Raw genomic sequence first — 14,241 nt, forward strand, 5'->3', positions numbered from 1 at the left:
GGGCGGCCGTCCTTAAACTGCGGTGTGGCTTTCGACGCGTCGTTTGCTCGCGACGTGGTTCTGCCGCTGGCGACGGCGGCATACACCGTGATGGATGGCAGTGCCCCGGCACTGCCGTCGGGATTCGTGCAGACCTCGCTGATCCAGGCCAGCGGTGTGGTGCTGGCCGCGATGATCAACCCGCATCCCGCCGTCACGGCAATGACCAAGGACACCAACATTTTCGGGTTGATGGGTCACAACACCACCAGCCGCACCGCGTTCTTGTCGTTTCGCGGCACCTCGGACGTCGCCGATTGGGTTGCCGATCTCGACGCCGTCCCCGAGAACTATCGGCCGCTGGCCGGGTTCGGTCAGGTGCATGACGGCTTCCAGGATGTCTACGAGACCATTCGCACCAGTATCGCCGCGGATCTGCCCGCCGCGACCGCAGGCTGCGATCAGATCCTGGTGACCGGGCACAGCCTCGGCGCGGCGCTGGCCGTGCTTGCGGCACCCGACATTTTCAAGAACATGCCGCCCAACACCATCGAACCCAGACTCATCACGTTCGCCGGGCCGCGCGTCGGCCTGATCGACTTCGCCGCGGCGTTCAACGCCACCATCGAAAGCTGCTTTCGGGTGGTCAACTTCCTCGACATCGTCCCGCACGTGCCGCCGTCGCCGTACGTGCACGTCGGCAGCCAAATCACCGTCGACAGCGGCGGTCCGATCGACATCGGGTGGCGCCACAGCCTGGTCGCCTACCGCGACGGCTTGAGCGCGCTCATCGCGGCCCAGACATGAGACGCTCCCGGAACCGAGGCGGACACCTCAGCGCCGGGAGCGACGACAACTTCTTACGAGCTGATCTCCAGCACGCCCGCCCGCCACAGTGCGGCGTAGAGCTGCCGCAGCGGAATGGACAGCAGCCGGGCCGCCCCCTCGACTAGCGGGTCACCAGCGAATAGCCGATCGGACTGCTTGGAGACGTGCTTGGTCGCCGCCGTCGGCTGGGGCACCACCCTCAGCTTCGGCGTCTGCGTTGCCGTTACCACTTCGTCGTACAGTGCAGCGGTCATGGTCGCCTCCTAAGCGGAAAATCAAACGGGAACAACAGGATTCGGATGTCCCGTCCGAAACGGCGCCTTGAGGCAAACGCGCTGGCTCAGCTGAGCGCGGCGTGCCGGAGGCCGGATCGGGACGAAACAAAGCCCGGATATCGGTCCGGACTATCACTGGAACTCATGCGTCCCTCACCTCCTCGCGGCCGTAGGTGTGCGGCTATCCGCACATTTCGCGCGCAAGCAGGAGTACAGAACCCGATGATTCTCGGGAAACCCGCACCCCACTCGTCAGAGCTTCGGCACTACACGGCGTATCCGGAATCCGGAAGCCACTTGGGCTCAACCCTTAAGCCGGGAGGAGCTGTCCTGACCCTGGGCGTCTCTCGACGTTCGGGGTCAGTGGCCTGTATCCATGTAGACGCCTCGCCTAACGAGGTGCTTACCCAACCGATGATGCATGAAGACCCCGACTGGGTCAATTCAAACACACCTGTGAATTCGCTGAACCACCGCTGAATGCGGTGAACTGCGGTTATGCCGCGACTACGAACCAGACCGGGCATGTCGCGGCTAACCGCTCGACGGCGGGTTCGGGTACCGGTTGGACTCACCGATCGACCAGCTCGTCGAGGTGCCCGACGGCGTCGATGAACTCCGACACCATCTCGAGCACCACCGACCGCGCCGGCTGCACCTTGTCAAGCGATCCGACCACCTGACCGACGAAGTAGGTCGCCAGCTCGCGGGCTTTGGCGTCGGCGTGGCCGGCGGCCTGGTTGATGCGCACCTGCGGGTCGGCGACCAGCGCGCTTTGCAGCGGCATGCCGAGCGGGGACGGGCTTTCGGGCCGTTCCCACTCGTCGGTCCACGCGGTGCGCAGCATGCGCGCGGGTTTGCCGGTCAACGAGCGTGAGCGCACCGTGTCCGACGACGACGCGGCCAGGAATTTGTCCTTGACCACCGGCGGCGTCTCGGCTTCCTCGGTGGTCAGCCACACCGATCCGCACCACACCCCCTCGGCGCCCAGGGCCAGCGCCGCGGCGACCTGGCGGCCGCGGGCAATCCCGCCGGCGGCCAGAACGGGCAGTGGCGCAACGGCGTCGACAATTTCGGGAACCAGCACCATCGTCGCCACTTCGCCGGTGTGGCCGCCGGCCTCGGTGCCCTGAGCCACAATCAGGTCCACGCCGGCGGCCGCGTGCCGCAGGGCATGCTGCGTCGTGCCCGCCAGCGCGGCTACCAGCACGTCGTTGTCGTGGGCGCGGGTGACCAAATCCGCTGGTGGTGGACCCAACGCGCTGGCGATCAAGCGGATGTCGTGGTCGAAGGCCACGTCGAGCAGCGGCTGATAGCCCTTCGGGGACACATTCAGTCCGGCGGTGGGCCGGGGCTTCGATTGGTCGCTGGCCGCCGAGATGCCGTAGCGGCCCAGCAGGTCGTCCAGAAACGCGCGGTGCTCCTCGGGCAACAGCTCTCGCACCTGTCCCGCGTCGATACCGCCCGATTCGGCGCCGACGTACTTAGGTGGCAGCAGCAGGTCGACGCCGTACGGCTTGCCACCGGTTTGCTCTTCAATCCAACTGAGTTCGCTGTCCAGCCGCTGCGGGCTGTGTGCGACGGCACCGAGAACACCGAAGCCGCCGGCGTTGGTCACCGCGGCCACCACATCGCGGCAATGGCTGAATGCGCAGATCGGAAACTCAACGCCGAGCATCTCGGCGGCTCTGGTTCGCACGACGACGACGCTACGACAAGCTCCGCCGAATGGCCAGTTATCGCACAGCTTTTAGTCGGATGCGTGTCGTAACTGGCCGCTCGGCGCGCGCCCGTCGGGTGGCCAGCCGGAAACGCCGTCCTCCAGGGGGACTCGCAGGCTGTGCAGGATCGACGCGATCATCCGCCACGCGCTGATCGCGGTGATCAACTCGATGAGCTCTGTGCGATCGCCGAATTCGCGTTCGCACGCGGCCCAACTGTCGGCACTCACCGCGCCGTCGCGTACGACGTCGTCGGTGGCAGCCAACACCGCGCGTTCGGCGCCGCCGAATCCGTTGTGGGACTGCCAATCACGTACGCCCAGCAGATCATCGGCTGAAATGCCGAGGCCTTGCGCCACCCGCCAATGTTGGGTCCACTCGTACTCGGAGGCGGTGAGCCAGCCGATGCGCATGATCGCCAATTCCCGCAGCCGCGAGTCCAGCACACCATGCCAGAGCATGGTGGCCAGCAGATCATTGAGTGCGCGGGCCAGGCTGGGATGGTTCAGCAGCATCTGAAAGATGTTGAGCTCGGCCATGTAATCGGGTACACCGGCTTCGTCGGCGGCGGCCTTGGCCTCGGCGACGGGCAAGAGCGGCAGGCGGGGTTCGGTCATTGGCGCTGCTCCTCCACATCGCTAACAATCGGCAGTGGGAGCCCCCGTGTCAATCAGGCAGCGGTCTGGCATACCCAGCCGGCCGGCGTGCTACCGCTTTCGATGAAGCGGGCTAGCTCCGTGGCGGTGTGGGCGGGCAGACCGGTGTCGGCGTGTGGGTAGATGACCGGTTCTTCCTTGGAATTGTGCTGCTCGAGTTGGCTTAGCAGCGTGCGGCAGGATGTCGCCAACCCCTCGCTGTCGGTTCCGGCTGTCAGCAGATCGCTCAGCTCGTCCATGGTGCGCCACAGCTCGCCATGTTCGCGCAGCATCACGAAGATCGGCATCACCATCCCGGCTTCGCGTAGCGGCGGGAACAGGAACACCTCTTCGAGATAAATGTGTCGTCGCAGCGCTTCCAGTGCTGTGAGCAGCTGTTCGGGTTGCCCGTCACCGCCGTCCAGCGTTTCGACGAAAGTAGCGATGCCGGCGTCGATTTCGTGGTGTTCGCGTTCCAGCGCTGCTGCCAGGTTGGGCACGGTGCCTACTCGAGTTCGGCGTCGACGCTGATCTCGGCGCCGGCAAACAACCGCGACACCGGGCACAGCGCAGCGGCCTCGTCGACGATGGTCGCGAAGGCGCCGGCATCCAGGCCGGGCACCCGGCCGCGCACCTTGAGCCGGGAGGTGGTGATCGTCGGGAGGCCGTCCACCTCGTCGAGCGTCACAGTGGACTCGACGTTGAGTCGCTCTGGCGGAGTCTTGTTCTCGCCCAACTTCAGCGCCAACGCCATCGCGAAGCACGACGAATGCGCGGCGGCAGCCAGCTCCTCGGGACTGGTCTTGCCGCCCGGCTGCTCGGTACGCGCCGCCCAGCTCACCGCCAAGCCGTCGAGCGCCCCGCTGCTCCCCTCAAAAAGGACACCGCCGCCACGTGCCAGCGGGCCTTCCCATGTCGTCGTCGTAGATCGTTCGGCAATGCTCATCGGCACCGACTCCTCTAAAGCTCTGCTGCCCGCGCTGACAGGAGGACAGCGGTTTTTACAACTTAGACTTGTGTAAACACTAGCCCACCCCGACGGCGATGAGAAGGTGCAGATTGTGCTTGCGCCGATTCGTACGTCCTTGGCGAGCAATTCGGCATCGAGTAAGGTTTGCAGGGTTGGCGACTGGCGCAGGTGGCATACCACCGGGAAGCCAAAATTCGGACGCATCGACCGCCTGGGTGCTCCTCACATCGGAGGAGTCAAGCCGTGCCTACCACGATCGTGTCATGACGCGTCGGCATCGCGACCGCCCGCAGTGGTCTGAGGACGACGGTGGCCGCACATACCTTCGAAGCCTGCCTGTCCTAACTGGCAGCGGCCCAGGATTTAACACTGACGATGTTCCCGCAGAACCGGTCTCGTTGTTCGTCACGTGGTTGCAGCACGCCGTCGATGCCGCCGTGCCCGAACCACACGCAATGACGCTGTCAACCGTCGACGCACAAGGACTACCGCGGGCCCGGGTACTGATCCTCAAAGCCGTCGACGCGCAAGGGTGGCATTTCGCCGTCAGCTCGGTAAGCCAAAAAGGTCGCGACCTGTCGGCCAATGCTTTTGCGGCTTTGACTTTTTACTGGCCGACTCTGGTCCGACAAATACGGATCGGCGGCATAGTCGTCGATGATGGAGCCGAGGCGAGCGCACAAGACTTCCTGGCTCGTCCGTTAGGGTCACGCGCGATGGCATTGACACTCAGGCAAAGCCAACCGCTGACGGATAGCGCAGAGCTAGAGGCAGAGATCGACAAGGCCCATCGCAAGCTCGGTGATAACCCCGATCTCGTTCCGGACGAATGGATCTCATACGCCGTGCAACCTCACTATGTCGAATTCTGGGAGGGCGCACCAGACAGGCGCCATCAGCGACTGTGCTATCAGCGCAACGGAGAACGTTGGGATCGGGGCCACCTATGGCCGTAGCGGCCCCACGATGTGCGCTGTTAGCATGCGGTACCGGTCGGACGGTAAGGCGGTTGCGTGAAAAACATTGCTAAAGTGCTGCTATTCGGGCTTGTTGAACTTGTGGTGTTCGGCCTGGTGCTGTTTTCGGCAGCCGGCACGTTCAACTACTGGCAAGCATGGGTTTTTTTGGCGTTGTTTGTCCTGTGGACGTGGGTGCCCAGCGTTTACTTGCTGCAGACGAATCCCGATGCGCACCAGCGGCGTAGGCGCGCGGGGCCCACGGCGGAGAGCCGAACCGCGCAGAAGGTCGTTATCGCCGGCTGGTACTTGTCGCTGGCAGCAATGGTCGTGGTGAGCCCGCTTGACTACCGCTTTGGCTGGTCGTCGGTACCGACGGCGCTGTGCTTGGTGGGTGACGTGCTGGTGTCGGTTGGATTGGGACTGACGGTGTGGGTGGTCATCCAGAACAGCTACGCGGCCTCAACCGTCCGAGTGGAGGAAGGCCAGCGGCTCATTTCGACCGGGGTGTACGGGCTGGTGCGCCACCCCATGTACACCGGCAACGTGATCGCGATGGTCGGCTTCCCTCTTGCGCTCGGCTCCTACTGGGGGCTGGTGTTGGTAATACCCGGCGTGATCGTGCTGATCTTGCGCATCCGCGATGAAGAAAAGCTGCTCCGAGAAGAGTTGGACGGATACCTCGAATACACGCAGAAGGCGCGCTACCGCCTGGTACCACTGATGTGGTAGGCGTAGCCGAATCTAGCGCAGGCCAACGTTATCCGAGTCGACGTCTCGGCCCAGCTGCTGGCTGAGGCTTCGGACGGACGGCGCCTCGAATAGGGCGGGCACCGCAAGGCGGGTATCGAGCGCGGCGTTGATCGCTGCGATCGCCCGCAGCGCGGCGAGCGAGTCACCACCCAGATCGAAAAATGACTCTTCGACGCCGACCCGGTCTACTTCCAGCACCTGGGCATAGATGCCGGCCACGATCTGCTCGACCAGCGTCGCTGGGGCCTGATACTCACCGTTGGTGTTCTGCGGTTTGGATGACGACACCGCCGTGCTGGCCGACTGGGCCGACAGCGCCCGGTTGCCCCACCCATCCAGCCCGGCGTGCTCGGCCCCTTCCAGCAGATCCAACGACGCCAACGGCCGCGTCGGATGGGCGGTCATGGCCACCAACACCTGCTCGAACCGCTCGACCAGCGCTTCGATCTTGGCCAAATCGAAAATGTCGGTGTCGAATTGGACGCGAAGGCTCAGTTCCGTCCCCGGCCCGGCCTGGACCGTCAGCGGGTAGTGGTAGTAGTCGCGGCTGGTGAAGCCGGTGATGGACAGCCCGTCGAAGCCCGGCGTTGCACCGGTGTCGGTCGGATAGTTCTCGTACACGAACACGGTGTCGAAAAGGCGTTCTTGACCGGTTATGCGGTGAATGTCGCTCAGCGCCACGTGCTGGTGTTCGAGCGTCTCGTTGTGGGCGTTTTGCAGCTGGTCGAGCAGGTCCGCGGCGGTGGTTGCCGACGCGACGTGCGCGCGCACCGGAACCGTGTTGATCAACAGCCCGACCATCGATTCCGCGCCGACCACTTCGGGGGGCCGCCCCGAGACCACGGTGCCGAATGCCACATCGTGCTTGCCGGTCAGCGAGGTGAGCAGCAGCGCCCAGGCGCCCTGCAGCACGATGTTGACCGTGGTGTGCTGCGCGCGGGCTAGCCTGCTAAGGGCCTGAGTGGTCTTCGCCGACAACCGGAACGATTCAACACTTCGCCGCCGCAGACCCGGCTTCTGCCGCGGACCGATCAGGGCGGGGGCGTCGAAGTCGGTGAACACCTCGCGCCAGGCCGCCTGGGCGGCAGCGCGATCCCGTTGGGCCAGCCAGTTCATAAAGCTGCGATACGGCGAGGCCGCGGGCAACCGCTGCTGGTGGTAACTGGCGAAGATTTCGTGCATCAGGATCGGCATCGACCAGCCGTCGAGCACGATGTGGTGATTGGTCAGGACAAACCGGTGCCGGCCTCGGCCGGTGCGGACCAACGCCACCCGGAAGGCCGGCTGGTCGACCAGGTCGCAGACCGCGGCCCGTTCGGCGGCACAGATTCGCTCGATCTGCACGTCGAGATCGCCGTCGTCCAGTTCGTCGTACCGCCAGGGCGCTACGGGATCAGCGGGAATGATCTGCACCGGTTGGTCGAACTGCGGGCAGAATCTGGCCGCCAAGTGGGGATGCCGACGGACGGCTGCCTGTACGGCGTCGCGCAGCCGGTACTGGTCGAGCGGACCGCTCAACGCGATGTCCAGCTGAACCGCGTACGCATCGTCTCCGGATCCTTGGGCGATGCTGGCGTGGTAGAGCAGTCCCTGCTGCAACGGCGTCAGCGGCAACACGTCGGCGATGCGGTGATGGCGGCACAACTCGTCGATCTGGTGCTGACTCAACCGGGCAGGCAGGATGTCCGACGGGGTGAGCCCGCCCCCACCGCGCCGGACATGCGCGCAGATGCCGGCCAGGGCGTCAAACCACAACCGGCTGACCCGGGTTACCGCGGTGCGGTCGAGCGCCGAGGGTGCCCACGTCCAAGTGGCGTGCAGGTGCGGGCCGGTGTCCGTGTCGATCGTGACGGCGTTGAGCTCCACAGTGTGCGCCAGCGGCATAGGCAACGCAGCGGCGGCGCCCGTCAACGACAAGCCCTCTTCGCTAAAACGCCACACATCGCCGAACGCATAAGCGGCCGGGGCACCCAGACGCCCGAAATAGTTGAACCCGATCTGTGGGTCGGACGCGTGGAGGTCCACCTCGGGGTTCAGGTAGCGCAGCAGGCCATAGGTCAGGCCGTCGGGCAGGGTCCGAAGCTGCTCCTTAGCCTGCTTGATCACCGCGCCCAGTGCCGCCTCCCCGGCCACCACCTGTGTCCAGCGCAGTTCGCCGACGTTCACCGACACCGGATATTTGGTGGTGAACCACCCCATCGTGCGCGATAGGTCCACATCGTCAGCTCCACCCAAATCTTCGACGCGCCCGTGGCCCTCGACGTCTATGCCGATCGGCGTGCCACCAGCGCCCAAGTATTGCGCCCACGCCAAGGCAAAAGCGATCAAGAGGATGTCGTGTACCCCGGCACGAAACACCGCCGGTACCTCACCAAGCAACATGTGGGTGGTCTCGGCGTCCAGCAATTCCGACAGGTGCCCGGCAGTGGCAAACGTATCCAGCTCAGGTTGCACCGGCGGCAGCGTGGCCGGAGTCGCCGCGACCTGCCGCCACAGCTCCGCGTGGTCAACCACTTCTGGATCGCGGGCATGCTTGGCAAGCAGGTCTGCCCACCGGGCAAACGACGTCCCGCCTGCGGGCAACGCCACCTGATGCCCGCCGCGATGCTGCGCCCAGGCGATGTTCAGGTCTTCCAACGCAATCCGCCACGACACGCCGTCGACAGCCAGATGGTGAACGATCAGCGCCAACTGACCAGTGGCGGAACCCCACAATGCACTGAGCATCACCCCGCCGGCCGGGTTCAACCGCGACCGCGCCGCCACCAACGCCTCGTCGGACAACACCTCCACGGTCTGAAGGCACTCGCGCGCATCTACCGAGCCCGGCTCGGGCACCGTCAACGACCACTCGCCGGCGCCGTCATCTTCCGTACGCAACCGCAACATGCCATGCCGATCCAGCAACGCTTGCAGCACGACCAGCACGTCGGCCTCGGTCACTCCAACCGGTGCCTGCAGCAGCACGGTCTGGTTGAACTCGTCGACGGGGCCCTCCACACCTTGCAGCCACCGCATGATCGGGGTGGCCACTACCGGCCCGACACCCTCATCAACCGGACGGTCCGCGCCGCTGGTCACCATCGCCACTCGGGCCAGCCGGGCCACGGTCTGCTCGACAAAAATGTCGCGAGGGCGACACACCAAGCCCGCCGCACGGGCCCACGTCACCACCTGGATAGCCGAAATGCTGTCTCCGCCCAGGTCGAAGAAAGAGTCATCAACGCCGACTTGCTCCAACCCGAGGACTTGGGCGTAGATGGCGGCCAGCGTCTCCTCGATCTTGCCGTCCGGGGCGCGGTAATGATCGATGTCTTGGTACTCCGGTGCCGGTAAGGCGCGAGTGTCGAGTTTGCCGTTGACCGTCAACGGCAGCGCCTCGATCGCCACCACCGCGGCCGGCACCATGTAGGCCGGCAGCCGCTCAGCCAGCGCCGCCCGCGACCCGGCCACGTCGACGGCGCCGGTCACGTAACCCACCAGGCGCTTGTCGCCAGGGCGGTCCTCGCGGGCGATCACCACTGCCTGCTCTACCCCGTCCAGCCTGGCCAACGCCGCGCGCACCTCACCGAGTTCGATGCGATACCCGCGGATCTTGACCTGCTCATCGGCACGCCCCAAATATCGGAGTTGCCCATCAGCACCCCAACACACCAAATCACCCGTGCGATACATCCGTCTTCCGGGGGCCTCCTGGCCACCGAACGGACACGCCACAAATCGCGACGACGTCAACGCCGATCGGCGCACGTACCCGTAGGCCAGCCCGGCGCCGGCCACATACAACTCTCCGACCACCCCGACCGGCACCGGATGCAACGACCCATCCAGCACAAAAAAACCTAGGTGCCCCAATGGCACCCCGATCGGGCTGGCACTGCTGTCGACATCGGCGGCGACGATTTCCCGGAACGAGGCATGCACGGTGGTCTCGGTGGTGCCGTACATGTTGATCAAGCGCGGTGATCGCGGGTGGTGGTTCACCCAGGTTCCGAGACGCCGCGTGTCTAGCCCTTCCCCTGCGAACACCACCGCTCGAAGCGAAAGTTGTTGTCCCAGCTCCGGTGCGAGTGCGTCGGCTGATTGCAGAGCATAAAACGCCGACGGGGTCTGGCTTAACACATCGACCTGTTCGGTCACCAGCAACGCGTGGAAGTCTTCTGGGGAACGTGCCACCGCTTCGGGTACGACCACTAGCCGCCCACCACCGAGTAACGCACCCCACATCTCCCACACCGAGACGTCAAACGCCAGCGAATGCCACTGCGTCCACACCTGTTCAGACAGCTCCATGCAAGTGCCTGCCGCGTCTAGCAGCTGGGTCACGTTGCGGTGCGTGACGGCAACTCCCTTCGGGGTACCAGTCGTGCCCGACGTGTATATGAGGTAGGCGATCTCCTCTGCTACCGGTACCGGCAACGCTGTGCTGAGTTGCGTGTCAATGCGGGGGTCGTCGACATCGATGATCAGCAGATCGCAGTCTGTCAGCCGGCCGGCCAAATCGGCGGTAGTGATCGCGACGATCGGCGCGGCATCCGCAACCATGAACTCGAGTCGAGCTTTCGGCGCCAACGGGTCGATCGGAAGATACGCCGCCCCAGTCTTGAGCACCGCCAAGATAGCCACGATCGCCTCAGCCGACCGAGACAGCAGCAGCGCCACACACTGCCCCGGACCGACATCCTGCCCAGCAAGCAAGTGCGCCAACCGGTTCGCGGCCTCGTCAAGCTGCCGATAGGTCATCGCACGGCCGTCGAAGGTCAGCGCCACAGCCTCCGGAGCGCGGGCGACCTGGGCGGCAAACAATTCAGGAATCGACGCTGACACCATCTCCGGCTGGGTCAGTACCGCGCGGTTACCCCACCCCGCTAACCGAGTGTGCTCACTGCGATCGACCACATCGATCGACGAGAGGCGCTGACCCGGATCGGCAGCCATGCTCATCAACACACACTCGAACCGCTGGATCAGCGTCTCGATGCTGGCATGGTCGAACACATCGGTGCGGAACTCCACCGTCCCGGAAATCCCGGCGGGCTCACCAGCTTCGGTCCAGCGTTCGGCAAACGAAAACGACAGATCCATGCGAGCGGTGTGGGTGTCCAGCGGTAGCTGGGTGACCTCCAAATCGCCCAACGCCAGCTCGGTGGCTGAATCGCCGGTTTGTCCGGGAACGTTCTGCCAGGCCAACATCACCTGCACTAGCGGATGGTGAGTCAAAGACCGGGCAGGATTGAGGCGCTCGACGAGCAGTTCAAACGGCACGTCTTGGTGCTCGTAGGCCGCCAGGCTGCGGGCTCGGACCTGTGCGAGCACCTCGGCAACGGTCGGATCTCCAGCGACATCGATTCGCAACACCAGTGTGTTGACGAAAAACCCGACCAGCTGATCGAGGGCCGGATCACGGCGCCCGGCTATCGGGAAGCCCACGGCCACATCCGAACTCGCGCTGAGTTTCGAGAGCAGCACCGCCAGGGCGGCCTGCATCACCATGAAGCCGGTCGCGTTGTGCGCCCCGGCCATCCGGCTAACCTGCTGCTGCACCTGGGAGGGCCAGTCCACGGCCGCCTTGGCGCCACGGTGATCGGCTACCAGCGGATAAGACCGGTCGATAGGCAGCGCCAACCGCTCAGGCATGTCGGCAAGCGCATCTTCCCAAAATCCCAGTTGCGTGGCGATACGACTGTCGCTGTCGTCGAGATCGCCGAGCTGCGCGCGCTGCCACAGCGTGTAATCGGCATATTGCACCGGCAGTTCCGTCCACTGCGGGGCTTGCCCTGCACACCGGCCGGCGTAGGCCACTGCCAGATCGGCCACCATCGGACTGATCGACCAGCCGTCGGCGGCGATATGGTGTACCACGACCACCAGCACGTGATCGTCCTCGGCGACGCGGAAAAGCTTTGCATACAAAGGGATTTCGCTGGAAAGGTCGAACGTGTAGCGCGCCGCGGCTTCGATGACCTGATGCAGCCGGCCTGTCGCCCATCCGGTGACATCAACGACGTCCCAACCGAATTCAGCCCGTTCAGGGTGCGTGATTACTTGATGCGGGATGCCGTCGGGGGCAGCGAACAGGGTGCGCAAGCTTTCATGTCGACCCACCACATCGCCGAGCGCCGCGCCTAAAGCATCAACGTCAACGCGCCCGCCCAGTCGCAACCCCACCGCCAGGTTGTAAACCGGGGAGGGACCCTGTAACTGGTCGATAAACCACAGGCGGGATTGCGCGAACGACAATGGAATCACCGCAGGCCGCGGGCCAACCACCAACGGCTCCAAGCGTCCGCCCTCATCCTCGCCAAGACGGGGTGCCAGCTGGGACACCGTGGGTGCCTCGAACACGGTGCGCACCGTCAGCCTGGCGCCCAGGCCGGAGTTGATTGCGGCGACCAGACGCATCGCCGAGAGCGAATCGCCACCCCGGTCGAAAAACGAGTCATCGGCGCCGACGCGATCCACACCCAGCACATGGGCATAAATGCCGGCCAGGATCTCCTCGGTGGGGGTCGCGGGGGCGCGGTAATGATCGGCATCGAGGTATTCCGGGGCCGGCAGGGCGCGGGTATCAAGTTTGCCGTTAACCGTCAACGGAAGTACATCTAAGGCCACCACCGCAGTCGGCACCATGTACGCCGGCAGCTGCTCGGCCAGCTCAGTGCGCAGTCCGGCAGGATCGACAGCCCCGGTCACATAGCCCACCAAGCGCTTGTCGCCGGGATGGTCCTCGCGGGCGATCACCGCTGCCTGTTCGACGCCGTCGAATCCTGCTAGCACCGCCTGGATTTCGCCGAGCTCGATGCGGTATCCGCGGATCTTGACCTGCTCATCGGCGCGGCCCATATACCGCAGCTGTCCGTCGGCATCCCAACACACCAAATCCCCGGTGCGGTACATCCGTATCCCGGGGTCCCCCGGCTCTGCGAACGGGCAGGCGACGAACCGCGACGAGGTCAACCCGGCCCGGCCCACATAGCCGTAACCCAGTCCTGCACCGGCCACATACAACTCGCCCACCACATCCGACGACACTGGGCGCAGCCAACCGTCGAGCACAAAAAAGGCCAGATGCGCCAACGGCACCCCGATCGGGCTGACAGTCTTGCCGGCGTCGGCTTCGACGATCTCGCGGAATGAGGCGTGCACGGTCGTCTCGGTGATGCCGTACATGTTGATCAACCGCGGTGACGCCGGGTGATCGTCCAACCACGACCGAAGACGTTGTGGTTCCAGCGCTTCGCCGCCGAATATCACCGCCTCGAGCTCGAGCTGAGCGCCCAGCTCGGGCTGCTGCGCATCCAGGGATTGCAGCACATAAAACGCCGAGGGGGTCTGACTCAAAATGCTGATGCGCTCGGCGATCAGCAAGGCATGGAACTCTTCGGGTGAGCGGACCACCGAATCGGGCACCACCACCAGCCGCCCGCCGTGTAACAGTGCGCCGAAGATCTCCCACACCGAGTAGTCGAACGCCACCGAATGACTTTGTGTCCACGCCTGTCCCGTCGACAACGTCAGATCAGCGTCCAGTGCCGCCAACAACTGGGTGACGTTGCGGTGTGGGATCGCAACGCCTTTCGGGACCCCGGTGGTGCCGGAGGTGTAAATGAGGTACGCGATATTGTCCGGGTTCGGCGCGGGCAGCGCCGTGCTGGGCTGGCTGTGAACCGTCGGGTCGTCGACGTCGATGACCAACAACGCATACTCGCCCAGCCGATCTGACAGGTCCGGCGTGGTGATCGCGGCGACGGGCCCGGCATCGGTGAGCATGAAGTCGATCCGCGCATCGGGCACCGCCGGGTCGATCGGCAGATATGCCGCCCCGGTCTTGAGCACCGCCAGGATCGACACAATCGCCTCGGCCGATCGGGGCAACAGTAACGCCACCCGCTGTCCCGGGCCGATACCGTGAGCAGTCAGCAAGTGCGCCAACCGATTCGCGGCCTCGTCCAGCTCGAGGTAGGACCACGACCGGCCTGCAGCGGTCAGCGCGACGGCCTGCGGGTGACGGGCCACTCGCTCGGCGAACAACGCCGGAATCGACACCGGCATCGGCGCGGGCCGGCTCAGTACCGCGCGATTGCCCCACTCATGCAGCTCGCTGTGCTCGTCGTCATCGAGCAG

9 protein-coding genes and 2 riboswitches are annotated in these 14,241 nt (G+C 64.9%); of the genes, 3 read left to right on the plus strand and 6 right to left on the minus strand.

Annotated elements, in window-relative coordinates; translation table 11 throughout:
* Nucleotides 1–24 precede the first annotated feature (24 nt).
* Nucleotides 25–786, plus strand: coding sequence for a lipase family protein (locus AC5Y49_RS18515; RefSeq protein ID WP_499889623.1), 762 nt, complete (start codon nt 25–27; stop codon nt 784–786).
* Between the two features lie 53 nt (nt 787–839).
* Here AC5Y49_RS18515 and AC5Y49_RS18520 read toward each other — a convergent pair whose 3' ends face one another.
* The 5 genes from AC5Y49_RS18520 to AC5Y49_RS18540 all read right to left on the minus strand — a co-directional run bounded on the left by AC5Y49_RS18520 (nt 840) and on the right by AC5Y49_RS18540 (nt 4,384).
* The gene (locus AC5Y49_RS18520) at nt 840–1,061 is read right to left on the minus strand and encodes an Rv1535 family protein (protein WP_499889625.1); all 222 of its coding nucleotides are present in this window, start codon (nt 1,059–1,061) and stop codon (nt 840–842) included.
* A gap of 258 nt (nt 1,062–1,319) precedes the next feature.
* A riboswitch (M-box (ykoK) riboswitch) is annotated at nt 1,320–1,488 on the minus strand.
* Nucleotides 1,489–1,653: 165 nt separating this feature from the next.
* Nucleotides 1,654–2,781 (minus strand): NAD(P)H-dependent flavin oxidoreductase, encoded by a 1,128-nt coding sequence (locus AC5Y49_RS18525; protein WP_499889627.1) that lies wholly within the window; start codon nt 2,779–2,781, stop codon nt 1,654–1,656.
* A 51-nt stretch (nt 2,782–2,832) separates the two neighbouring features.
* Nucleotides 2,833–3,420, minus strand: coding sequence for a carboxymuconolactone decarboxylase family protein (locus AC5Y49_RS18530; protein ID WP_499889629.1), 588 nt, complete (start codon nt 3,418–3,420; stop codon nt 2,833–2,835).
* 53 nt (nt 3,421–3,473) lie between these two features.
* Complete coding sequence (locus tag AC5Y49_RS18535; protein ID WP_499889631.1) at nt 3,474–3,938, minus strand: hemerythrin domain-containing protein; 465 nt, start codon at nt 3,936–3,938, stop codon at nt 3,474–3,476.
* 5 nt (nt 3,939–3,943) lie between these two features.
* A complete protein-coding gene (locus AC5Y49_RS18540; protein WP_499889633.1) occupies nt 3,944–4,384 on the minus strand; it encodes an OsmC family peroxiredoxin in 441 nt (146 codons plus the stop codon).
* Nucleotides 4,385–4,553: 169 nt separating this feature from the next.
* Nucleotides 4,554–4,632, plus strand: a riboswitch (ZMP/ZTP riboswitch).
* 39 nt (nt 4,633–4,671) lie between these two features.
* Here AC5Y49_RS18540 and AC5Y49_RS18545 point away from each other — a divergent pair.
* Both AC5Y49_RS18545 and AC5Y49_RS18550 read left to right on the plus strand, forming a co-directional pair.
* Nucleotides 4,672–5,364 carry a pyridoxine/pyridoxamine 5'-phosphate oxidase gene (locus tag AC5Y49_RS18545; RefSeq protein WP_499889635.1) on the plus strand — a complete coding sequence of 231 codons (693 nt, stop codon included), beginning with the start codon at nt 4,672–4,674 and terminating at the stop codon, nt 5,362–5,364.
* Nucleotides 5,365–5,421: 57 nt separating this feature from the next.
* Nucleotides 5,422–6,096, plus strand: coding sequence for a methyltransferase family protein (locus AC5Y49_RS18550; protein WP_499889638.1), 675 nt, complete (start codon nt 5,422–5,424; stop codon nt 6,094–6,096).
* A gap of 12 nt (nt 6,097–6,108) precedes the next feature.
* Here the strand turns inward: AC5Y49_RS18550 and AC5Y49_RS18555 are convergent, their stop codons facing one another.
* Nucleotides 6,109–14,163: an amino acid adenylation domain-containing protein gene (locus AC5Y49_RS18555; protein ID WP_499889689.1), complete on the minus strand. Its 8,055-nt coding sequence runs from the start codon at nt 14,161–14,163 to the stop codon at nt 6,109–6,111.
* Nucleotides 14,164–14,241 lie beyond the last annotated feature (78 nt).

The sequence above is a fragment of the Mycobacterium sp. NGS62 genome, from assembly GCF_059812285.1.

Bases quoted from the DNA above. Each gene is read 5' to 3' on its own strand.
- AC5Y49_RS18520 (WP_499889625.1), bottom strand. From the start codon at position 1,061: ATGACCGCTGCACTGTACGACGAAGTGGTAACGGCAACGCAGACGCCG.
- AC5Y49_RS18540 (WP_499889633.1), bottom strand. From the start codon at position 4,384: ATGAGCATTGCCGAACGATCTACGACGACGACATGGGAAGGCCCGCTG.
- AC5Y49_RS18545 (WP_499889635.1), top strand. From the start codon at position 4,672: ATGACGCGTCGGCATCGCGACCGCCCGCAGTGGTCTGAGGACGACGGT.
- AC5Y49_RS18530 (WP_499889629.1), bottom strand. From the start codon at position 3,420: ATGACCGAACCCCGCCTGCCGCTCTTGCCCGTCGCCGAGGCCAAGGCC.